This is a genomic window from Rheinheimera salexigens (genome assembly GCF_001752395.1).
Taxonomy (GTDB): Bacteria; Pseudomonadota; Gammaproteobacteria; order Enterobacterales; family Alteromonadaceae; genus Alishewanella; species Alishewanella salexigens.
In genome coordinates this window covers 3216444-3239083 of record NZ_MKEK01000001.1, presented here as the reverse complement: position 1 = coordinate 3239083, position 22640 = coordinate 3216444, and the positions used below count along the sequence as shown (strand labels likewise).

Sequence of the window (22640 nt, the reverse complement as noted above, 5' to 3'; positions counted from 1 at the left end):
CTACGGTATGCCTAATCCAGATAATATTTATTTTGTTGATCGTAGCCGCTTTTCTGCCGATACTGAGGCTAAAGTAGGGGCGATTATTGGTTTTTCTATGCCAGATGGCTCTGAATTACCAGGTTTAATCCGTGAGGTCGCCGGTGAATCGGTGACGGTTGATTTTAACCATCCGCTAGCAGGGCAAACGTTAACCTTTAGCGTAGAAATAATGCAGGTACTTTAAGTCTATGGATATTTTATTAGCCAACCCGCGTGGCTTTTGTGCCGGTGTCGACCGTGCCATTAGCATTGTTGAACGAGCCTTAGAGCTATTTGAACCGCCAATTTATGTGCGCCACGAAGTAGTACATAATAAGTTTGTGGTAGACGGCCTACGTAAGCGCGGTGCGGTGTTCGTAGATGAATTAGATGAAGTGCCAGATGATAATATTGTTATCTTTAGTGCCCATGGTGTATCGCAAGCGGTACGGGCTAACGCCAAGCAGCGTGGACTAAAAGTATTTGACGCCACTTGTCCGCTAGTAACTAAAGTACATATGGAAGTGACGCGTGCTAGTCGCAAAGGTGTAGAGTGTATTTTGATTGGTCATGCCGGACACCCTGAAGTTGAAGGTACTATGGGCCAGTACAGTAATCCGCAAGGTGGCATTTATTTAGTTGAATCGGTAGAAGATGTTGCTAAGTTAAATGTGAAAAATGCCGCTGCCTTATGTTATAGCAGCCAAACTACATTATCGGTTGACGATACTGCCGATGTGATAGAAGCCTTACGCAGTCGTTTTCCGGAAATTGAAGGGCCACGCAAAGATGATATCTGCTATGCCACTCAAAATCGGCAAGATGCGGTGCGTGATTTAGCCAATAAAGCTGATTTATTATTAGTGGTCGGCGCTAAAAACAGTAGCAACTCAAATCGACTACGTGAATTAGCCGATAAGATGGGCTGCGTGGCGTATTTAATTGATACCGCAGCTGATATTCAGCAAAGCTGGTTAGAGAATGTTAAAGCAGTGGGTGTAACGGCTGGCGCATCGGCACCTGAAGTATTAGTGCAGCAAGTGGTCACTCAGTTACAACAATGGGGGGGCGTGACGGTAACGGAAAATCCTGGTCGTGAAGAAAATGTGGTGTTTGCTATACCAGCCGAACTACGTTATTAATTATGCCTAGCGCGTTACCGGCTTTAAAGCTGCCTTATTTATGCCGAGGTCGGTTTTTATTACGCGCTATCGTACTGTCGCAAGCCGTCGCAGTAGTACTGTCATTTGCGCCAGGCATTAATACCGATGCTTGGTATCGACTAGGATTAATCAGTTTATTTGTCCATTGGGTGGTACTGCTTAGTACCGGCTGTTTATGCTGGTTACGGCCACAATTAAATAAACTGCCGGCAATGACTATTCTAGGTTGTTGTACATTTATCTTTATCATAATAACGGTGGCCATAAGCAGTTTAGCTTATCATTGGCTGCACGCGCAAAACTGGCCATTAAGCCAAAGCCTAGCCGGGTTTTTACTGGCAAATAGTATGATTGCTTTTATTATTAGCATGATTGCTATTCAGTTTTTTATTATGCACGGCGAGCATAGCGAGCAACTTGCCGCCCAAAATCGGGCTGAACTCAGTGCTTTACAAGCCAGAATTCAGCCGCACTTCTTATTTAACAGCCTTAATACCGTGGCAGAATTAACCCAAATTGATGCTAACTCAGCCGAAAAAGCCTTACTTGATTTAGCGGCATTATTTCGCGCCGCATTACATGTCGGTGAAGCACTGCCGTTAGCGCAAGAGTTACAATTAGCTAAACAGTATTTATCGCTAGAGCAATGGCGCTTAGGCAGCCGAATGCAAGTGGATTGGCAGCTACCCGAAACCATACCTGACATCAATATTCCGGTATTAACTATTCAGCCGTTATTAGAAAATGCCGTGCGTCATGGTATCGAAAGTTGCCAAGATAACGCACTGTTACGGATCCAATTGCTTGAATCACGAACAGCTGTTAGCTTTGTTATTACCAATCCATTTCAGCAGTTAAGTGCGAATAGACCGAAAAATGGTATCGCGATGGAAAACATTCGCCAGCGCTTAAAACTGCATTATGGTCAACATGCTAGCTTAACTTACAGTGTTACTGATAATGTGTTTAGGGTTAAGTTAGTCTTGCCTAGAGCGTAAAATTGGTAAAACAGGGTAGCAGTAAGGAGTAACAGTGGTGAACACGGAGAAGCTAATGCGAGTGTTGATAGTGGACGATGAGCCTTTAGCGCGGGCCAGAATAAAACGTTTATTACTGCAGCAACCGGGTTTTCATTGTGTAGCCGAAGCCGAAAATGCTAAACAAGCACTACAGTTAGCTCAGCAGCATGCCCCAGATGTGATGTTACTTGATATTGAAATGCCGGATATGGATGGCATTAGTTTAGCGTGTCAGCTAGAGAGCCTGAACCCAGTGCCCGCAGTTATTTTTGTTACCGCCCATGCCGAACATGCCCTAGAAGCTTATCGGGCAGCTCCGTTAGATTATATTTTAAAACCGGTCGCCGCAGAGCGTTTATTTGAAGCGCTGCAGCGAGTGCAAAGCCAGTTAGTAGCTCAGCAGCAAGTTAAGCCCGCAGCTTCAGCTGCGCAAACGGAAAAACTCAATTACACCATCGCTGGCGTGACTAAGCAGGTATGTATTACTGATATTTTATATTGTATGGCCGATGATAAATATGTCCGGGTTATTACCGCAGATACTACAGCGTTAATAGATCAAAGTTTAAATCAACTTCAGCAAATACTGCCGCAACATTTTTTACGTAGTCATCGTAAAATATTGATCAATAGTCACTACTTTCATAGCTTACATACCGCAAGCGACGGCCGAACGTATATTAAGTTACAAGGCCTAGACGAAAAGCTAGACGTATCTAGACGCGCCTTATCTAACATAAAACAATCCCTGCAACTTACCCCTTAAAATCATACATCTACCGCTTATCGGTTAATTAAACCGCTCATCACTATGTGGCTTGCTTGTATATGGTTAATAGATTATTTGTAATAATAACAGAAACCTATTTATTGCAATGTATTGCAAAATGGAAGGCAGCCAAGGTGTTTACAAACAAACATTATAAAAAAGCCAATGGCTTTACGTTAATTGAATTAATGGTGACGGTGGCGGTTGTAGCAATTACCCTGACTGTTGCGGTACCTAGTTTTACCGGTTTAATCAATGGTAATCGTTTAACAGGGCAAGCTAACGAGATTATTGCCGCTTTTATCTTAGCCAGAACCGAAGCGATTAAACAAAATCAGGTAGTGGTACTTTGCCATAGTAGTGATGCAGCTACTTGTTCTGATGCGCCGGTTGCAGGTTGGCAAGGTTGGTTAGTGATGCGCGAAGGTGGCGGTACTGTTATAGCTAGCGGTCAAATTAATACTGGCCGGATTAAAGCGTTAGCCAGTCCTGCTGTTTCTGGAGCCTCAGATATTATCCGTTTTACACCGCAAGGCTTAGCAAGAACCAGCACTAATGGTGCCTTAAACGCGGTTTTACGCATTTGTATCCCTTCAATTGATAATAATGTGCGTGATGTAGAGTTACGTTCAGGTGGTCGGGCTCGTATAACCCAAGGTGCAAGTGCAAGTTGTAACGCACCGGCTAACCCAAGTTAATAGGTAATTAAGATGAAGCATAATTTAAAATCGCCTATAAATTCACAACAAGGCGTGACGTTAATAGAAGTCCTCGTCTCGGTGCTGGTATTAGGGGTGGGTTTATTAGGTGTTGCTGGCCTGCAAACTACCAGTATAAAGAATACTAACAGCTCATACGAGCGCACTATGTCAATGATCCTTACGGAAAATTTAGTCGAATTAATGCGTTCAAATCCAAATATAGCTCGTACGGGTGGGTATTCACTTACCGATTGTACAGGCAGTACTGCTTTATTGACTGACAGTTGGGTAGATAGCGTGAAAGCGGTTACAACAGCTGAAACTTGTCCTGTAGTGGCATGGGATGAAGGTGATGATAGTTATACGGTAACAATTACTTGGTCAGATGACCGTTTAAATTCAGGAAACTCTATTGTAATGCAGGTTTTGCCATGAAGAATATAACAGCAGTTTCAACAGTAAGAACGGCAGGGTTTTCTTTAACCGAATTAATGATCGCGATGGTGCTTGGCTTATTAATTCTAGGCGGTGTCTTAGGTGTGTTTATGGCTAACCAAACCACCAGTCGAGTGAATAGTTCGTTATCTGAAGTGCAAAATACCGCTCGAATTGCATTTCAATTAATGTCTAAAGATATTCGCAGTGCCGGCTTTAGTGGCTGTGGTAACCCGGTACGAGTAGTGAATGTATTAAACTCAGCACAACCCTGGGCTGATTGGAATGAAGGTATCCGCGGGTTATCTTCTCCTGTTGCTGCTATAAATACTGTCACCCCTACGGTAGGTACTGAAGCTATTCGATTAATGTACGCTTCAGGTGCAAGTAGCAGTGTTAATAGCCATGATACTGGCAATGCAGAATTTACTTTAACGGCGGCACCAACTCTTAATCCATTAGATATTGCCATAGTATGTGATGATGTTTTAACCAGTATTTTTCAAGTGTCAGCAGTGAATGCTGGTGCAAGTACTCTTACATATAAAGCGCCCGCTGCGCCACTTAACTGCACTGAAAACCTAGGTTTTCTTGTTCCATTTAACTGTGCAACGGCACCGGTCCGAACTTTCCCAAGTACAGCCATGATAATGCGCTTTGAGTCAGTGGCGTGGTTTGTGGCACCTAGCGCAGATGATAGTAGTGTTAAATCGTTATATCGCGCCGCATTAGTCGGGACGCAACAAATTAATGAAGAAATATTATTTGGCGTTTCTAATTTACAGTTGCTGTATATGGATGCCACCACCAGGCAGTTTCGCGCTGCGAATGTAGTGATTGATTGGGGCGATATTGTTGCCGTTAGTGTCACGCTCACTTTAGATGATGAAGTATTAAAACAACTGGATCTGATGGCAGAAGCAAAAAATATCAACTTTATCGTCACGCTTAGAAATCGAGTAGGTTAAGTATGCACAGACATAATTTTAAACAACAACAAGGCGTAACCTTAGTCATTAGTTTACTGCTATTGGTCGCTATTACTTTATTAGCGTTAAGTAGCATCCAGCGCACCACGTTACAAGAAAAAATGACGGCCAATTTATATGATAAACAACTAACTCAACAGCAAGTTGAAGCTGCTTTATTAGAAGCGGAACGACGTTTAAATGTGTTAGATCCGGCGGCCTTAGGGTTTGTATTTCCCATTCCGGCTGCAGATCAAGTTGATCGCTGGACGTTAGCTGACCCAGGGGCACCAAATTGGCAAAACGCTAGCGCCATCAACGGTGGTATGGCGAATGCTGGCAGTTATATCGTGGAATATATGGGTGACTGGCCAGATCCGGATTTTCCGGATTGTAATAGTGCTACTACTCCGCCGCGGGGGTGTTTATCACCTACTTTTAGAATAACGGCTCGTACCGCTGATGATGACGGTCGCGCGGCAGTAATAATGCAAACTATTTGGCGGAGATAATAGTGATGAAATTATTTAAATGTAATGTTTTTGCTGTGAGCATGTTATTTGCTGCCAGTAGTGCTCATGCTGCAGTGGAATTATCCTCTTTACCCCTACAAACCGGTGGTACTGTGCCGCCAAACGTAATGTTTATTATTGATGACTCCGGCTCAATGGGCTGGGAATATATGCCGGATAGTATCAGTAATAGAGATGGTTCAGGTAAAAGTGAATTTTGTATTGAATATAAGAAAAAGGGAGATTGCAAAGACGAAGAGGAATATTATGATGGCAAAAAAGTAACCTATAAATGGTATTACAGCTCTAAAGTTAATGGTGTGTTTTACGATCCAGCAGTGACTTATAAAGTGCCAACGAAGAGTGATGGTGCAACTTCATGGGGTAAAGCTGACTTTAACGCTGCATTTGTTGATGGTTTTGTTAATCGAGGCAGTAAAAGAGATTTAGCAACTAATTTTAGACATCGTGATAAACGTTTTTATGGTGCTTTTTATTATCAGTATAACGAAACTAATAAAGACTGTAATGGTAAGGATGACGACAATGATTGTTATGACTTCGTCTCTGTTGTAGAGCAGTCTGAAGAAAAACAGCAAAACTTTGCTAATTGGTATTCATATTATCGCGACCGTATGATGGCGTCTAAATCAGCAATAAGTACGGCTTTTCATCAGCAAAGTAACTTGTTGCGTGTAGGGTATGGTTCAATCAATAAAACCGGTTCCTACAAAGGCGTAGCTGCATTTAATGGTGGGGCCCGTACTGGATTTTTCGATTGGTTATTCAATGTTAATGCCAGTGGTAATACGCCATTACGTCATGCATTAAACGAAGCAGGAAAATATTACCAAACCAATCAGCCTTGGTATACCGATCCTAGCGATACTGGAAGTGGCCAATTAACATGCCGTCAAAGTTTTAGTATTTTGATGACAGATGGTTATTGGAATAGCTCCCAAGCATCCACTAGTGCTGCGCGTGAGAATAATGACGGTACTGATGGCAACACCTATAGTAATGATTCAGGAGAAAGCTATAAATATGTAGCCGCTGATCCATTCAAAGATAGCTATAGTAATACCCTAGCTGACGTGGCGATGTATTACTGGAAAAACGATTTAATGCCCAGCCTAGAAAATAATGTGCCATCTGTTAAAGATACATCCCCAGCGTTTTGGCAGCATATGCGAGTATTTGGTATTAGTTTTGGTTTAGAAGGTAGTGTTGACCCAGTTGAAGCTTTTTCTGCCATTACTTCGCCCAAAGATTTGAAGTGGCCAAACCCTGGCAGTAGTGGGCCAGCTAAAATAGATGATTTATTGCATGCATCAGTTAACTCAAGAGGTGGCTTTTTTAGTGCGAAAAACCCACAAGAGTTTGCTAACAAATTATCAGAAACATTAAAAAATATTAATGCCGGCGTTGCTTCAGCTTCAAACTTAGCCGGCACGACTACTTCGACTCAAGCAGACAACTATGTTTATCAGGCAAGTTATAATGGTAAAGACTGGAGCGGTACGCTAACAGGCTATGATATTAACAATCCAACTGTTGGGTTATGGACTGCTAATTTCCCTACTTGGAATAGTCGTAAAATCTTATTTAGCGGAGCGACAGGTGTAAAGGATTTAACGTGGTCAAATTTAAACCCTGCAGAACAACTAGTTCTTAAAAGTGAAAATTTAGTTAATTATTTACGCGGAGAGCGGGTAAATGAAGCGCCCGCGACAGCTAACTTCCGCTCACGTAGCTCGGTATTAGGCGATATTGCTAACGCATCACCTTTTTTTGTTGCCGAACCTATAAATCGTAACTTTGGCCGGCATAATTGGGCTGGCGCAGATAAATATAATAGCTTTATTGCTAGTCATAAAAACCGCGATTCACGTTTATATGTGGGTGCCAATGATGGTTTTTTACATGCTTTTGATGCCAGTAATGGTACTGAAACCTTCGCTTATATGCCAAAGGCAATGCTACTACCCAGTACCAACTTAGTTTCTTATGCTGATCCTTATTATGAACATAAATACTTTGTAGATGGCTCACCCGTCGCCGCAGATGTCTATGTTAGTGGAGAATGGAAAACTATCTTAGTAGGCTCACAAGGCCGTGGTGGTAATAGTTTATTTGCATTTGATGTTACTAATCCTGATACAACAATGACTAAAGAGAAAGTGCTGTGGGATAAATCTTTTAGTCAGCTGGGTGTGATTACCACTAAACCAACTATCACGCGTTTAAATAATGGTAAGTGGGCGGTAGTAGTAGGTTATGGTTATAACAATATTACCAATGGCTCAGGCTTATTAGTCTTGGATATTGAAGATGGAACTGAAATTGCTAATATTGTTATCCCTAGTACAGTTGATCCAGATGCCCATGGTCTTGGCCAAGTAGAAGGCTGGGATGCTGATCGTGATGGAACTACAGACTGGTTTTTTGCCGGTGATTTATTAGGTAATATCTGGAAATTTGATTTATCCAGCAAAACTGCTGCCGAGTGGAAAGTTGCCTATTCTGGTTTTCCGTTGTTTAAAGCAAAAAATGCAGCAAATCAAGAACAGCCAATAACGGGGGGGTTAACCTTAAGCTCAGAGCCTAAAACAGGTCAGTTATGGGTGTTTTTTGGTACTGGTAAAATGCTAACTCCAAGCGATGTAAATAATACTGAAGTACAAAGTTGGTATGGCATTAAAGATGTTACTGGTATTACAGACCGAACTAAGTTGAAAAAACGAGAAATGCAAAATGTAATGTATACCGATGCTAGCGGCAGTCGTCCTGCTAGAACCGTATCAGAAGCAACTGCGAATGATATGGATGGTAAACTTGGCTGGTATATGGATCTTATTGATAGTAAAGAGCGTATCGTAACTCGACCTGTGCAAGCAGGTAATAACTTAGTGGTGAGTACTGCTATCCCCAGTGGTGATGACTGTAAGCCAGCGGGTGATGGTTATGTGATGTCAATTGACCCGTTTAAAGGCGCACGTTTAAAATACCACTTCTTTGATTTATCCAAAGATAGTGAGTTTGATGGTAAAGATGGTATTGATTCAGGTGAAACTAAACTAGCCGCCAGCGGTGTTAAATTTGATGGTACTCCTAGTGAGCCAGTACTGTATGAAGATAAAATGGCGATTGGTTTAGCGACAGCTAATATAGCTGTTGAAGGCTATAACGGTGGCGTAAGACGCGGACGTGTGTCATGGCGGGAGCTAACAAACTAATGATAAATAACAAATCACAATGGGGTATTACCCTTATTGAACTCATGATTGCAGTAGCAATAGTAGGCATATTAGCCGCTATTGCGGTGCCGTCTTATCAAGCGCATATAGTAAAGTCTAATCGTGCGGCAGCTTCAGCTTGCTTAGCTGAATACGCCCAGTTTATGGAGCGAAGTTATACGTCAAATATGCGTTATAATCCTGATGGTTTTGCTTTACCGGATTTACAATGTCGTAATGATATTAACGCCCGATACACTGTTGCAATAAAAGATTTAGCTGCCCGCAGTTATCAATTAACAGCGACGCCGACGACGTTGCAAAAAGACAGTGAGTGCACCACCTTAACCTTGGATCAAGCGGGTCGTAAAGGCGCGAAAGGTGGTTTTGATGCTACCGTTGTTGCTAAATGCTGGTAATTATTGAAGGTTATTTTATTAATTATTTAAGTAATTAATTTGATCTTTTGAAATAATGTTGTAACTTTAAAGTTAATAGCAATTAACTTAGGCATATGGAAATGCGGTTACAACAGGGTTTTAGCCTCCTTGAAGTACTGGTTTCACTTTTAATCATAAAAATAGGTCTGCTTGGCATTCTTGCCGGGCAGACCCTTGCCTTACGTAATGTTATTGATGCCACCCAGCGTACTCAAGCGGTGGCATTAACTAACGAGCTAATTAACAATATTTATAGTAATCAGCAACTCATCCCTTTAATGACTGGCCGGATAACCAAAGCGGCAGAATTAACCACTGCACCTAATTGTTCGGCTGACGTTGCGTGTAGTAAAGCTGAATTGGCCCAGCAACAACGCTTTAATTGGTATCAGCAATGGGCTACAGCAGCAAAGTTACCGTTAACTGAGCCTGAGTTCTGTCTGGCATCTAGTGCGGCTGGGCTTGCTATGTCAGTAAGCTGGCAACAACGTTTGGCTTCTTCACCTCCTGTTGCGGTAGCTTGTGAATTAAGCAAGGGTCGTAGTGGCTTTGTATTGGGTGACGGCTAATGCAAGCTAGAAATGGTTTTACCATTACTGAGTTATTAATTGCCATGTTACTGGGCTTGTTTTTGTTAGCAATGGCATTAACGGCCTTTAGTAGCTTAAGCCGCTCAGCAAAACAAACCCAGCAAATAGCCGAGTTGCAGCAAAACGGCCAATTTATTTTAAGCTTAATGCAAAATGAGCTACAGAATATGGGCTTTTGGGGTGGCAGGGCCGATGTATTATTAGCCGCAACTACAACTAAGCCTGATGCCCCGAGCCCTGACTGCCTTAACGACAGTATTGATAATGGCAGCTTCCCCAGTGTTGATCAGGGCTTTGTTACTTTATATGCCAAACCGGTCAACTCAGGCCGGCAGTTAAGTTGTATCCCCTCTGCGCTTAAAGACAGCGAACTATTGCAACTAAAACGCTTAATAGGACAGAGCCAGCCTGTAGGCACTTTAAAGTCGAACCGGTTTTATTTAGAAACCGATTGGCAGCATAGCCGTTTTGTTAGTGCCGCGAGCAGCGGCTTGCAAGCTGAGATGAATTATTATCCGTATCAGCATCTGGTGTTTTATGTCCAAAAGCAGTACCGAGACGGTGAATCTGTGCCGGTATTAATGCGCAAACGGTTAATACGCAATGCCAGCGGCCATGCCAATATAGCCACCGATTCCATCATTGATGGAGTCGAAAGGTTACATTTTGAATTTGGTATCGATGCCGATAATGACGGTAGCATTGATTATCAGCAAGCTACTGCAGAAATGACAGATTTGCAGTGGCAGCAACAACATAGTCGTATTGTGAGTATTAAGTTTTATGCCTTGCTGCGCGCACTGAAGCAGGATCGGCAATATAGCAATAACGACGTTTATTCCATGGGACCGCATAGTTTTAACGCCGACGGAGATCATTATCGTCGCTTATTAATTAGCAGTACGGTTTTCTTTCATAATAGCCAATTATAGGAGGAGAGATGAGTACTTCACGCGGTATGGTATTAGTGATTGCTTTGGTCATGTTAGTAAGTATGACCCTAATTATGACTGCCAGTTTGTATGTCAGTCAGTTAAGTAAAAAATCAGCCACGGCTGGCCAGCAGCAGTTACAAGTTGCCCAAAAAGCCCTAGCCGAACATCTTGCTGCGCTAAACACTAGCCCAGTTGAAGCGGTAGACGAGTTTGTGGTGTGTCCGGCAGAATATGCGGCATGGTCTGACTCGGTGCTGCGGTGTAAAACCTTATTACTCTCTACCGAAACTTATGGCCCTAGAGGACGTTTTTATAGCGGTTATACCAGTCTGGTGTTGCAACAGTCATTAACAGAAGAGATAACCGCTGATGAATTTAAATGATCTTATTATGCTGTTGGTATTAAGTTTTACTAGTTTAGGATTCTCGAGTTTAAGCTTGGCAGAATGTAATTTAAACTCAACCAGTGCTTTACCTTTACAGGTAGCGACAAGTATTACTGAGCCTACAGAAACACGAGAAATATTACTAAATCATAACCGTTTATTAAGCACTGAAGTTAGCCATGGCCAATTAGAATTGCGTGATGCTGATAGCTTAATATTATTTGATCAGCTAAGTGCTTGGTCAGATACCGATACGGATATTGATGCGGCTATTATCATGGCCGAGCCTGCGTTATTAGATCAAGACGCCAATGGGTTAGCCGATGCGGTATATGTTGTCGATATTAACGGGCGAGTCTGGTTTATTGCATTGTCGGCATCGGGCTTTGCCAGCCCAGTGTTAATTGCAGATTTTAGTGCCATCGATGCCAGATTTACCCAGCCATTACAATTAGTCCAAACCACTTATCAGGTAAATTATAGCGGTGTAGGTGACTTTCAGCGGATGAAAGTCAGTTTAGTCCTGATTGCTAGTCATGATGAGCTAGGGGATACCGTGCTGTTATTTAACCATCAACCGCAACTTAGTCGACTGATTAATTTTAGTGATTTAATGGATAGAACGGATCTTGGAGACGATGATAGTGATGTGGCACTAACAGATGCGGTGTGGCGGGATTTACAGCAGAGTCCAGGTTGGATAATTCAGCTTGATGCCTCAGTAATGCTAAAACCACAAGTGTATGCTGGCGTGGTGTATTTTGTGACAGCAGACACTAACAGCGAACGTACTGACTGTAATATTAGTGCTGAGGAAGAAACCCGTTTATTTGCCGTACATTTACATCATGCCGGTAAAGTCTACGCAAGGCGCAGTTGGCGAATTGACGCCATTGCTAATGCAGCCCTACAGTTAAATGCCCATGATGATAAGTTACAACTTAATTTAGTCAATGACACAGAGCACAGTGAAGTTATCCCTGAGATGTTAGCGATTACTGAGCATTGTGCTGATTGTAGCGAAGCCTTAAAAGCGGCAGATTTTCCGCGCAGTTTACGCCTTGCAACTTATGTTGCTGAATATGGTGCTTGGTAACATGCTAAATCAGCGTGGTTTTAGTTTAATCGAACTCATGATAGCCGTGGTAATAGTGGCCATTTTAGCCAGCATTAGTTACCCCGCTTATCAGCAATATGTATTACGCACCTATCGGGCAGAAGCAATACAACTATTATTAGCCTTAGCCAATGCGCAAGAACAACATTTTGCCGATCACGCTGAATACCAAGCTGATATTAGTAAGCTAAGCGGTATGGCAGAGCTAACAAGCTCTGGCGTAACCAAGTCAGGGCGTTATACGTTAAGCCTTAATTTAACTGATGCTGCAAGCGGTTTTACCGCTTTAGCTTCCGCAACAGGAATACAAACAGCGGATAGTGAATGTTTAAGTTTTCAGCTTAATCACTATGGCCAGCGTAATAGCGATAACGGCGTTGCACTAAGTTGTTGGCAGTGAGTTGGTGGAAATAAATTATTGGCAATAAGTGTAGTTAACTGGGACAAGCGCTATTAATAAGCGCTAATTTACTGCGACCGGCTTGGTTTAAGGTCATTTTATAGTGCCAATGATACTTAGCACTTGGGCAATAATAAAAGCTGCCATTCTCAAAGCCATCTAAGCTACCGTCGCGACGAAAACTGACTTGTTCACGATTATAAACTAATTTATGCGGCAGGCTAATGGCAGGAACCTGACGCAATAAGATTATTGATGAGTCAGGATGTAATAAACTAATTTGTATCGGTACATGTTGCCAATCTGCACTACAGGTTACGCCTGTCTTTGGGCATAATTGCACCGGTAAATTACTGCTAACGGCCATTATTCTAGCATAGGCTAAATGTTGGCTAAATTGGCGCATATACGCTGAGGCTTGCTGGCGCTCAGTTAGCTCCGCCATAGCGGGGATAGCAATAAACACCAAAATACAAAAAATAGCGATTGCGACGAGTAATTCTATTAAAGATAAACCGATATGATGCCAGCGCACTTTATATCACTCTTATTGGCTACAAGGTTGATAAAAAGTATAGTAAAAATTAACTAAATGTAAAACTGCGGCCAAATTTAGCCGAGTTTAGCTAAATTTGGTTTTGAATCTAAGTTAGCCTAAGGCTAACTATAAATGGTCGGGATAGGCTGGCGTTTATGCTGGGTTTTATTATAGGTAGCAATTAATTTTGCACTTACTTCTGGCGCAACCTCTTTGCCTTCTAAAAAGTCATCTATTTGTTGATAAGTTAAGCCTAAAGCGGCTTCATCTGCTTTTAACGGCGCTAAGCTTTCTAAATCGGCAGTGGGCGTTTTATCCACTAAAATCGCATTCGCTCCTAAGGTTTTACCTAATAACCGCACTTGGCGTTTATTTAAGCCAAATAATGGTGCCATATCGCAAGCGCCATCACCCCATTTGGTATAAAAACCGGTAATATTTTCAGCAGAATGATCAGTACCAATAACTAAACCTTTAACTAAAGCCGCGACATGATATTGCACTATCATACGAGCACGCGCTTTGACATTGCCTTTAGCAAAATCAACGTCATGTTCATTACTGGGTGCCAATGTTGTTGTTGCTACTGCGCTATAGGTCGCTTGATGTAGGGCATCTGCACCAGACTGAATATTAATCGTTAAGGCTTGGCTGGGCTGAATAAAGTCGATAGCCAGCTGGGCATCTTGTTCATCTTTTTGGTTGGCATAGGGTAAGCGCACGGCGATAAACTGGTACTTATCAGCATGGCCTTGGTTTAATTCATTTACCGCCAATTGAGCTAACCGACCACAAACGGTTGAGTCGACACCGCCACTAATACCCAAAACTAAATGTTTCATGCCAGAATTTTGTAGCTGTTGTTTAATAAAATCGACCCGGCGGCGAATTTCAAATTCAACATCAATCTGGGGTAGAACCTGCATTTGTTCAATTATTTCGGCGGCATTCATGGCAACAAACCTCTGGTGTTGTTATCTGTTATATTAATATACTACTGATTGCACTAAGGCTATGTATTATACTGGTTAATATCTTTGTGGCTAATCTATGGATGCTTAAATGAAAAAAATTGAAGCGATTATTAAACCATTTAAATTGGATGATGTACGAGAAGCATTAGCCGAAATCAATATTACGGGCATGACCGTCACAGAAGTTAAAGGATTTGGCCGACAAAAAGGCCATACTGAGCTGTATCGTGGTGCTGAGTATATGGTCGATTTTTTACCGAAAGTAAAGTTAGAAATTGTTGTGTCAGACGATCAAGTAGAACGCTGTATAGAATCTATTGTGCAAACAGCGCAGACAGGACGTATAGGCGATGGCAAAATATTTGTATTCGACGTTGAGCGTGTTATTCGGATCCGTACCGGCGAAGAAGACGAAGAAGCTATTTAGCTTTAAGCGAATTAACTGTAAGCAAATAGCTCAGTTATTTAGTTGTCGTTTAGTTGGTCAAGGGCTGATAATTTGTTTTATTAGTATTAGTGCCAACGCAACCAGCGTTAACTCGGTATTGGCCGACATCCAACAACTCAGTTCGGAATCAATGCAGGGCCGACAAACTAATACGCTGGGCAGTGAACAAGCCCAAGCGTATATTGCTGCACGTTATGCCGCTTTAGGCTTAGCGAGCTTTAAGCAAAGTTATTACGCCAATTATACTTATCAACGGGCTTGGTCAGATAAAACGGGCACCAATGTACAGGCCTGGGTTCAAGGCTGTAAGTATCCAGAGCATTATATCGTTGTAACTGCGCATTATGATCATTTAGGCCGTAAAGGATCACAGGTGTATCATGGCGCTGACGATAATGCATCAGGTGTAGCTGCTATGCTGGCGTTGGCCCAGCAGCTAAAAATCAATTGCCCAGCTTATTCTTATATATTTCTCGCTACTGATGGCGAAGAAACGGGCCTATATGGCAGTAAAGCTTTTTTGCAGCAGCCGCCTGTGGCTTTGACACAAATAATTCTGAATTTAAATTTAGATATGATCAGTCGTGCCGATCGGCGGGGTAGGCTATATGTAACCGGAGCCAATAAATATTCTGGGTTGAAAAAGCAACTGACCTTACTAGAGCAGGGAGCGCCAATCCGCTTTTTATCGGCCAGTGGGCCCAATCATTTTAACGGTCAATCTAGAAGTCAAAACTGGTTAACAGCTAGTGATCACGGTACATTTCATCGCCAAGGAATTAATTATATATTTATCGGTGGTCAGGAGCATCCGCATTATCATACCACTGACGATCAATGGCATTATATTGATCCTAGCTTTTTACAACAGTCGCTAAACAGTATTTATGCCACTGTATTTTGGCTAGAGCAACAACATCCTGAACGTTTAATCAGGGCAAAATGAATCGATTTAGTGTTTAACTCATAGAGGTTATTTCAGGTGGAATCCGTTAATGTCGAGTAAAGAGCAAAAGTTCTCTTGGTTTATATTTAGTTTAATGGCCAGTGTCACCTTTATGGCCATTTTGTCTGAATTAGCCCCATCTGGCATATTGCCTCAAATGAGTGAAGGGTTAGGCGTAGATGCTGCTCAAATTGGTTTCTTAGTCGGCATTTATGCCTTAGCCTCAGCTGTGTTTACCATCCCGTTAATTAGTGCAACCTTAGCCTTTAACCGAAAAACGTTATTGCTTTGGCTGTTAATCGGCTTTGCAATTTCTAATATTATTGTTGGCTTGTCTTCTTCTTACTCTGTAATTGTATTTTGCCGGATTATTGGTGGAGTATGCGCCGGTATTTTATGGCCTATGATCGCCGCTTATGGAACTCGATTAGTACCTAAACATCTGCATGGACGAGCCATCACCGTCATTATGGCTGGCGCAACCTTAGGCATAAGTGCTGGTTTACCTATTATGACTGCGATAGGAAATATGTTTAGCTGGCGCGCGGAGTTTATTGGGCTTGGACTACTTATTGCTCTTATTGCCTTACTAAGCTATTTATTTTTACCCTCGCTTGACGGAGAGCGACTATGTAAAACTAATTCACCTTTTACATTGCTAAAAATGCCTGCCGTTCAGATCATTCTGGCGTTAACTTTCCTTGCGGTTATAGCGCATTACGCGGTTTATACCTATATAAGCCTACTGGTTGCTAAGATAGCGTTTTGGGGTGGTATCGAGCTAGCGTTAGCTATTTTTGGTGTTGGTTCTGTTGTCTCTGTGGTGGTATCCGCCCGCTATATTGACCAATATTTGCGGGTTTTAATTATCAGTATGTTGGCAGTGGGCGCCATTGCTATGGCGATGTTTTTATTATTCCATGCTATCACAGGCTTAACCCATTTTGCTTTTTTCTTGTGGGGGCTGGCATTTGGGCCTGTGGTGACAATGTTCCAAGCGGCAATTAGCAAACAAGTTGAGTCAGCAAAAGACGTGGCGACTTCAATTCAGTCTAGTGCCTTTAACTTCTCAATTATGATAGCCAGTTATTTTGGCGGCTTGTTATTAAGCTATGGCTCGGCCATGGCGGTTGTGTATTTAGCGTTAGGTTTATTTATTCCGGCTATATTTATCGCGTTTTGGGCAAAACGTAGCTTGCGTTAAAGTAGAATAAATCAAGTTTGTCAGTTATAGAGCGCTAGAAAATACCTTAGTCGCTGTGTTATGTTAACAGAATTAGTGCGTCCCCTTGGATAATGAGCCATGAACTTTAAAACTATCTGTGTTTCAGCTTTACTTGCCTTTAGTATATTTTCCAGTGCTGCAGACGAGCAATATGCTGCAAGTGACACTAGCGTTTTAGGTGCGCATGAACATGGCAAAGCATTATTAATGCTTGTGGTTGATGGCAATGAAATGCAACTGGCGTTGCAATCTGCGGCGCAGACTATTGTTGGCTTTGAGCAAAAAGCCAGTACAGCTGAGCAAATAGCTGAAATTGCCGCAGCGATTGAGGTGTTTAATCGCGGCGAATGGTTTCAATTTAATGCCGATGCTAATTGCGAGGTAACTGCGGCCGAAACCAATACCGATTTGCTTGATGCCAAGTTTAATCGTGGTCATGCCGATTTCTATGCTAATTATCAATTATTGTGTCAACAACCGGCTCGCTTAAAACAATTAGACTTACAGCTGTTTAGTTTGCTGCCTAGCTTGCAACAATTACAAGTACAATGGGTTATTAATGGCCGGCAAGGTGCTGCGGATGCCAATTTAAATAATTCGACTATCCGCTTTTAGTTTGCTTAATAACTGTATTCTTCAACACTGTCAGCTTTAATACTATAAGCACTTTGCCCCAAATCGTGGCTCATGGTTTCGGTAATTAAAGTGCCGCTAATCCAAAACGGTGAATAAATCATATCGGCTTTTAAATTACGGGCACCACTAACATAAATTATTTGGTTAGGCGGCGGAGGTGGCACGTGAATACAAGCGCCAAAGTAAGGCACCAGAAAAAAATGGGTGATATTTTGTTTATCATCAAACTCTAGCGGGACAATAAAACCAGGGATGCGTACTTTACTATTATTCAGCTCGGTGCGAACTTTTGCTGACTTTAAAATTTCTTGCCATTGCATTGCAGCCGGATCATCGCCGGTATAGTCGCGATCAAAAATAGACTGATTAGTGTCATGCTGCACTTCAGGTAAATTTGCCATTAACTGTTGCTCAGAATCTGGAATTAAATCCGTCCACTCGATTGTTTTCGCTTCGCTAGCTAATAAAGACCCACTAAAAGCTGCGACCAGCATTAGGTAAAACATAATAAATAACATCCGTAGCATTGGAGCTGCTCCTGCAAAGTGGGCATAATAGGCCAGACTAATACTGCACATAAAAACAAAGCAATAATATGGCTATCATAACATGACACACAGAGCGCTCGTGACCGAACAGCTGAAAAATCCGGCAATTAATCTGAAAAATGTCCAGTTTGCTTATAGCAAAAATAGCTGGCAGTTACAGATCCCACAGTTAACCCTAGCTACAGGGCAACACTTATTTGTTTATGGCAGTTCTGGCTCAGGTAAAACAACCTTATTAAATTTATTGTCAGGTATTACGCAAGTGGATAGCGGAGAGCTATGGTTAAACGGCCAAGCTATGCATACATTAAGCGCTAAACAACGTGACTTACTGCGGGCGCAACACATTGGCGTGGTGTTTCAGCAGCTTAATTTAATTTCGTATCTGTCAGTGTTAGATAATTGTTTGTTAAGTAGTTATTTTGCCGGTAAAGACCGCAAGCAAGCAATATTACGTGCCCAAACATTATTAAAACACTTAGATATTGCTGAATCGCTATGGCATAAACCGGCGCGGATATTAAGTGTTGGTCAGCAACAGCGGGTAGCAATAGTACGAGCTTTAGTGCCCAAACCCACCATCTTAATTGCTGACGAACCCACTTCAGCTTTAGATAGTGACAACAGAGATAGCTTTATGCAGCTAATGTTAGCCGAAGCGAGCGCTAACCAATGCACGGTTATTTTTGTTAGCCACGACCGAAGTTTGCAGCAATACTTTCAGGCTTATTTAGATATGCGGCAGTTAGCGCAAGGGGTACAAGCATGCTAATTAAGTTGGCTCGACTAAGCTTATATAATCGTCGCAGTACTGTACTAATGACTTGGTTGTCACTGACCATTAGCTTAGCTTTGTTATTGGGCATTGATCATTTACGTCACGAAGCAAAAGCAAGCTTTACCAACACCGTATCGGGTACCGATCTAATAGTTGGCGCACGCTCTGGTCAGATAAATTTATTATTGTATTCAGTATTTCGTATTGGCAATGCCACGGCCAATATGAACTGGTCAACCTACCAAAAAATCATAGCCCATCCGCAAGTAAAATGGAGTATTCCTATTTCGTTAGGCGACTCGCACCGGGGCTTTCGGGTTATGGGCACCACCACAGATTACTTTAAATATTTTAGTTACGGTAACAAGCAGCCGCTGAAGCTGGCGCAAGGCGAGGCTTTTGCCGGAGTTTTTGAAACCGTTATCGGTGCCGAAGTAGCCAACAAACTGGGTTACCGTTTAGGGCAGCAGATTGAGCTATCTCATGGCATAGGAGCAGTAAGCTTTAGCCAACATAAAGGTAAACCTTTTACCATTGTTGGCATTCTTAACGCCACGGGAACGCCGGTTGATCAAACCGTGCATGTGAATTTACCGGCCATAGAAGCTATTCATCAAGGCTGGCAGCAAGGTGCTCCGGCGCTAGCACGTCCTAATGCTGCAGATAACTTAGATAAATTACAGCCCAGTTCGATTACGGCTTTTATGCTGGGTTTAAATTCGCCTATGGCTACTTTTACCTTACAGCGCGAAATAAATACTTACCGTGCTGAACCTTTGTCGGCTATTTTACCGGGTGTTGCATTAGCGGAGTTGTGGCAAATGCTAGCGATGGTAGAAAATATGTTGTTACTTATTAGTATGATGGTGCTATTAGCGGCTTTAGTTGGCATGGTGACAACGTTACTGGCATCTATGCAACAGCGGCAACGTGAATTAGCCATTTTGCGGGCAGCGGGTGCTAATGCTTGGTATGTGTTTGCGTTAATTCAAATTGAGGTGTTATTGCTGATGTTAGCTGCGTTTATATCTGCAGCTGGGCTATTAGCGCTAATATTAAGTTTATTGGCGTCAAGCTTAGCAGCCAATTATAGCTTAATGATTAGTTGGCACATTATACATTCGCATACTGGATATTGGGCGTTGGCTATTTTAATCTTTGCTGCGGTATTAGCGCTGTTGCCAAGCATTCAGGCTTATCGAAATACCTTAAATGATGGTCTGAGTGTGAAGTTATAATGCGTATTACTTCTTACTCATTACTTAATACCCATTACTTAACATCCATTACTAAAAACCGAGGGCAGGTGATATGGACTCTAAAGCCGTTGTCGATACTGTCTAATTGAATTTGGCCTTGTAGAATTTGTGTCACTAAGTTGAATACTAAGGTTAGGCCTAAGCCTTTTGAACCGCCACTGCGGTTAGAAGTGAAAAAGGGTTCAAAAGCGCGGCTTAAATGCTTTTCAGTCATACCGTGGCCATTATCACTAAGGGTAAGGCACCAAACCGCATCATGTAATGCAATGCTCAGGTGCAAAGTACGATTAGTTTGCTCAGTAAAAGCATGTAAACAGGTATTTTCAATAAGCTGGCGCAATATGGTTGCTAGCGCAGAAGAATGGGTTTGTATTTGTGCACCCGGAGGAATATCTACCACCACCTGCAACTGACAACTGGCAATTTCATATGCCAAACTAGCAATGACTTGCGAAATAAATGGATCTAACTTCAGCCAGACTGGCGCCGAGGCTGAAGGTTCTAAAGCCGTTTGTTTTATACTCTCTACTAAATCAACCGTACGTTGTAGGTTATTAGTCACTAAGTGAATGCTACTCTTCATCGCTTCGCCACGTTGTGAGAACAAGCTTTTTGTTAACTGGCCCGATAAATACAAGGCTTCTAACTCGGCTAATGTGGCTTGAGCATGGCTATTGGCGGTGACAGCAATACCTAAAGGGGTATTAATTTCGTGGGATATACCCGCAACCATTCTGCCCAGACTCGCCATCTTCTCAACTTCAATCATTTTATGTTGGGCATTTTTTAGCTCGGCTAATGATTGGGTCAGTTTTTTGGTTCTTTGTAGAACTTTTTGCTCTAATTGACTATTAAACTGGGTTAGTTGTTGTTGATAATCTAAACGTTCAGCGGCATTAATGGCGCGGCCCAAAATGTCTGCAAAGACAGTAATAAACATTATTTCTGCATCGGTCCAATGTTTAGCTTGCTGATGCTCAATCCGGATAATACCAACAGCCTTACCATGGTTTCTAACGGGAGCTTCGACGATAGTGCCTAGGCCTAAGGGTTTGAAGTAATGTTGATATAATTCAGAAGTGGGTTGGTTAGTAGATGGATCAAAAATAGCGGGGCTTTGTAAGTTATTTAAAGCATTAAAATATAATGGAAAATCTTGACTGTGTAAGCTTAAACTGCTCGGGGTTTCAAACAGGTTAAGATCAAATAAACATAAACAATCTATCTGGTTACCTTTGGCATTATGCAGCCATATACTAAGGCTATCTACCTGCAATTGTTGCTTAAGAGTGGTTAATATAAGCTGACCAGCAGTGTGCAGGTTTCCTTGATCAATTTTAGGATCTAAGCTGATATCTAATAGTATTTGTTGTAAAGATTTATTCATAAATGGCTTTAGCCTTATACTCAATGAGTAGCTGCTGACAAAAGCAAATTAATAAATTTATAACGTAATAAGAGTATTACGTTTAATACTAGAAGAGTAAACAGCTTGCAGCTTAATTATAAGCTGCAGTTGCTACAGAACGAGATATTGGTGCTGCTGTTACTTGTTCGCGGCGTATAGAGTGCATTAAGCTTGAAGTACCAGTGTTTGGTAATCTTATGCCTAATTGTTGAGCTAACAAGCTATAAAGCGCTAAGTAATCTGGTTTTAAAGTCGAACTTACCGTACGCATATCTAAGTAATACGGCGCGCGCTTACCATTAAAATTAATGCTTTCGCCAATTTGCTGAAAATGAATACCAATACGGCGTAAAATACGGGCTAAAGCGGGCTCTACCATCACGTAAGCGTGAAACTTACCTTTTTCAACACTTACTAGCGTCGCAATCAAATACAATGCCACTGCAACACTAGAATGGCATTCAGCTTCAAGTTTTTGCAACAATTGGTTTAGCGGGGTAGCATTTTCAGTAAGGGTAATTTTACGCCGGCGAATAGTAGCAGGTACCGCTAAGCGCGAAATTTCACAAATTTGGTTATGATCAAAATGCTTAGGCGATAACATGCTACTGCTATTCATACAGTAATTCTCAATGGGTAGCTTATCATCGGCATTTTTAGCCGTCACTAAACGAACCGTACCAGCTAAAGAGTCTGATTTAGTATGATTAATAAAACAGTGAATTGATCTAGGATCAAATTCATCATGCTCTAAGCCACTTTCTCTAACAGGTTCAAAATTCAGCTCTTCACAATATATTTGATGCCGTAAGCGATAAATCGCCCGTTGTTGCACGGGATTAGTTGCTAAGCATGCATTAAAAAAGTAAGGAAAATGCTGTAACACTGAATCTGAAGTTTTATGTTTAGCCGACTGCTCAAGTTTCTGGATACTAGGTTTTTCGGATCTAGTCGATAATGGCGGCATTGATATCATTGAAGTAGCCTTTCTTGTAATGGTATTAATTCAGTGTCTTGCAACTGAATTGCTAATGTTAAAATTAAGCCTGAAAATACCATTCCGTGTATACAAAAGCTGACATTTCCGTCACAAATCCACAGGCATGAATAACTATGCTACTGAATAGACAAGGCGTCAAATCGCAATTTTCAATTATGGGCGCAAAACTTAACGGTTTTTTACTAAGT

At 41.9% G+C, this 22640-nt stretch carries 26 protein-coding genes; 21 read left to right on the top strand and 5 right to left on the bottom strand.

The window, feature by feature from the left end; translation table 11 throughout:
- Positions 1–7: 7 nt before the first annotated feature.
- The 15 genes from BI198_RS16385 to BI198_RS14890 all read left to right on the top strand — a co-directional run bounded on the left by BI198_RS16385 (position 8) and on the right by BI198_RS14890 (position 12692).
- Positions 8–226, top strand: a complete 219-nt coding sequence (locus BI198_RS16385) for an FKBP-type peptidyl-prolyl cis-trans isomerase (protein WP_268793911.1) — start codon at positions 8–10, stop codon at positions 224–226.
- A gap of 4 nt (positions 227–230) precedes the next feature.
- Positions 231–1163 (top strand): 4-hydroxy-3-methylbut-2-enyl diphosphate reductase, encoded by a 933-nt coding sequence (gene ispH / locus BI198_RS14955; protein ID WP_070050268.1) that lies wholly within the window; start codon positions 231–233, stop codon positions 1161–1163.
- Positions 1164–1165: 2 nt separating this feature from the next.
- Positions 1166–2182, top strand: a complete 1017-nt coding sequence (locus tag BI198_RS14950) for a sensor histidine kinase (protein WP_070050267.1) — start codon at positions 1166–1168, stop codon at positions 2180–2182.
- 55 nt (positions 2183–2237) lie between these two features.
- On the top strand, positions 2238–2969 hold the full coding sequence (locus BI198_RS14945) for a LytR/AlgR family response regulator transcription factor (protein ID WP_070050266.1): 732 nt from the start codon (positions 2238–2240) through the stop codon (positions 2967–2969).
- A gap of 137 nt (positions 2970–3106) precedes the next feature.
- Complete coding sequence (locus tag BI198_RS14940) at positions 3107–3670, top strand: GspH/FimT family pseudopilin (RefSeq protein WP_074467441.1); 564 nt, start codon at positions 3107–3109, stop codon at positions 3668–3670.
- Between the two features lie 12 nt (positions 3671–3682).
- Positions 3683–4108, top strand: coding sequence for a type IV pilus modification protein PilV (gene pilV / locus BI198_RS14935; protein ID WP_070050265.1), 426 nt, complete (start codon positions 3683–3685; stop codon positions 4106–4108).
- The gene (locus BI198_RS14930; RefSeq protein WP_070050264.1) at positions 4105–5076 is read left to right on the top strand and encodes a PilW family protein; all 972 of its coding nucleotides are present in this window, start codon (positions 4105–4107) and stop codon (positions 5074–5076) included. The genes pilV (BI198_RS14935) and BI198_RS14930 overlap by 4 nt, the downstream gene beginning before the upstream one ends.
- A 2-nt stretch (positions 5077–5078) precedes the next feature.
- Entirely contained in the window at positions 5079–5588 is a 510-nt protein-coding gene (locus BI198_RS14925; protein WP_070050263.1) for a pilus assembly PilX family protein, read from the top strand.
- A gap of 5 nt (positions 5589–5593) precedes the next feature.
- Complete coding sequence (locus BI198_RS14920; protein ID WP_070050957.1) at positions 5594–8824, top strand: pilus assembly protein; 3231 nt, start codon at positions 5594–5596, stop codon at positions 8822–8824.
- On the top strand, positions 8824–9243 hold the full coding sequence (locus BI198_RS14915) for a type IV pilin protein (protein WP_074467428.1): 420 nt from the start codon (positions 8824–8826) through the stop codon (positions 9241–9243). Before BI198_RS14920 ends, BI198_RS14915 begins: the two co-directional genes overlap by 1 nt.
- A 101-nt stretch (positions 9244–9344) precedes the next feature.
- On the top strand, positions 9345–9833 hold the full coding sequence (pilV, locus tag BI198_RS14910; RefSeq protein WP_070050261.1) for a type IV pilus modification protein PilV: 489 nt from the start codon (positions 9345–9347) through the stop codon (positions 9831–9833).
- Positions 9833–10786 (top strand): PilW family protein, encoded by a 954-nt coding sequence (locus tag BI198_RS14905; RefSeq protein WP_070050260.1) that lies wholly within the window; start codon positions 9833–9835, stop codon positions 10784–10786. The genes pilV (BI198_RS14910) and BI198_RS14905 overlap by 1 nt, the downstream gene beginning before the upstream one ends.
- Positions 10787–10794: 8 nt before the next feature.
- Positions 10795–11172 carry an SRPBCC family protein gene (locus BI198_RS14900; RefSeq protein WP_083256642.1) on the top strand — a complete coding sequence of 126 codons (378 nt, stop codon included), beginning with the start codon at positions 10795–10797 and terminating at the stop codon, positions 11170–11172.
- The gene (locus BI198_RS14895) at positions 11159–12271 is read left to right on the top strand and encodes a hypothetical protein (RefSeq protein WP_070050259.1); all 1113 of its coding nucleotides are present in this window, start codon (positions 11159–11161) and stop codon (positions 12269–12271) included. The genes BI198_RS14900 and BI198_RS14895 overlap by 14 nt, the downstream gene beginning before the upstream one ends.
- Position 12272: 1 nt before the next feature.
- A complete protein-coding gene (locus BI198_RS14890) occupies positions 12273–12692 on the top strand; it encodes a type IV pilin protein (protein ID WP_070050955.1) in 420 nt (139 codons plus the stop codon).
- Positions 12693–12726: 34 nt separating this feature from the next.
- On the opposite strand, the gene BI198_RS14885 is transcribed toward BI198_RS14890, so the two are convergent.
- Complete coding sequence (locus tag BI198_RS14885) at positions 12727–13227, bottom strand: GspH/FimT family pseudopilin (RefSeq protein ID WP_070050258.1); 501 nt, start codon at positions 13225–13227, stop codon at positions 12727–12729.
- A 125-nt stretch (positions 13228–13352) separates the two neighbouring features.
- Positions 13353–14183: an ammonia-dependent NAD(+) synthetase gene (gene nadE / locus BI198_RS14880; protein WP_070050257.1), complete on the bottom strand. Its 831-nt coding sequence runs from the start codon at positions 14181–14183 to the stop codon at positions 13353–13355.
- A gap of 109 nt (positions 14184–14292) precedes the next feature.
- Here nadE and glnB point away from each other — a divergent pair, with 109 nt between their 5' ends.
- The 4 genes from glnB to BI198_RS14860 all read left to right on the top strand — a co-directional run bounded on the left by glnB (position 14293) and on the right by BI198_RS14860 (position 17438).
- Positions 14293–14631 carry a nitrogen regulatory protein P-II gene (gene glnB / locus BI198_RS14875; protein ID WP_070050256.1) on the top strand — a complete coding sequence of 113 codons (339 nt, stop codon included), beginning with the start codon at positions 14293–14295 and terminating at the stop codon, positions 14629–14631.
- A complete protein-coding gene (locus tag BI198_RS14870; RefSeq protein ID WP_083256641.1) occupies positions 14555–15598 on the top strand; it encodes a M28 family peptidase in 1044 nt (347 codons plus the stop codon). Before glnB ends, BI198_RS14870 begins: the two co-directional genes overlap by 77 nt.
- Before the next feature lie 49 nt (positions 15599–15647).
- On the top strand, positions 15648–16802 hold the full coding sequence (locus BI198_RS14865) for an MFS transporter (protein ID WP_070050254.1): 1155 nt from the start codon (positions 15648–15650) through the stop codon (positions 16800–16802).
- Positions 16803–16901: 99 nt separating this feature from the next.
- Positions 16902–17438, top strand: coding sequence for a ZrgA family zinc uptake protein (locus BI198_RS14860; protein WP_070050253.1), 537 nt, complete (start codon positions 16902–16904; stop codon positions 17436–17438).
- A 5-nt stretch (positions 17439–17443) separates the two neighbouring features.
- Here the strand turns inward: BI198_RS14860 and BI198_RS14855 are convergent, their stop codons facing one another.
- Positions 17444–17986 (bottom strand): DUF3299 domain-containing protein, encoded by a 543-nt coding sequence (locus tag BI198_RS14855; protein WP_070050252.1) that lies wholly within the window; start codon positions 17984–17986, stop codon positions 17444–17446.
- Positions 17987–18086: 100 nt separating this feature from the next.
- Between BI198_RS14855 and BI198_RS14850 the strand changes: the two genes are divergently transcribed.
- Together BI198_RS14850 and BI198_RS14845 are read left to right on the top strand one after the other, a co-directional pair.
- Positions 18087–18779, top strand: a complete 693-nt coding sequence (locus tag BI198_RS14850) for an ABC transporter ATP-binding protein (RefSeq protein WP_070050951.1) — start codon at positions 18087–18089, stop codon at positions 18777–18779.
- A complete protein-coding gene (locus tag BI198_RS14845) occupies positions 18773–20023 on the top strand; it encodes an ABC transporter permease (RefSeq protein ID WP_070050251.1) in 1251 nt (416 codons plus the stop codon). The genes BI198_RS14850 and BI198_RS14845 overlap by 7 nt, the downstream gene beginning before the upstream one ends.
- A gap of 34 nt (positions 20024–20057) precedes the next feature.
- On the opposite strand, the gene BI198_RS14840 is transcribed toward BI198_RS14845, so the two are convergent.
- Entirely contained in the window at positions 20058–21431 is a 1374-nt protein-coding gene (locus tag BI198_RS14840) for an ATP-binding protein (RefSeq protein ID WP_070050250.1), read from the bottom strand.
- 112 nt (positions 21432–21543) lie between these two features.
- Positions 21544–22428 (bottom strand): PEP-CTERM/exosortase system-associated acyltransferase, encoded by an 885-nt coding sequence (locus BI198_RS14835; protein WP_070050249.1) that lies wholly within the window; start codon positions 22426–22428, stop codon positions 21544–21546.
- Between the last annotated feature and the right edge of the window lie 212 nt (positions 22429–22640).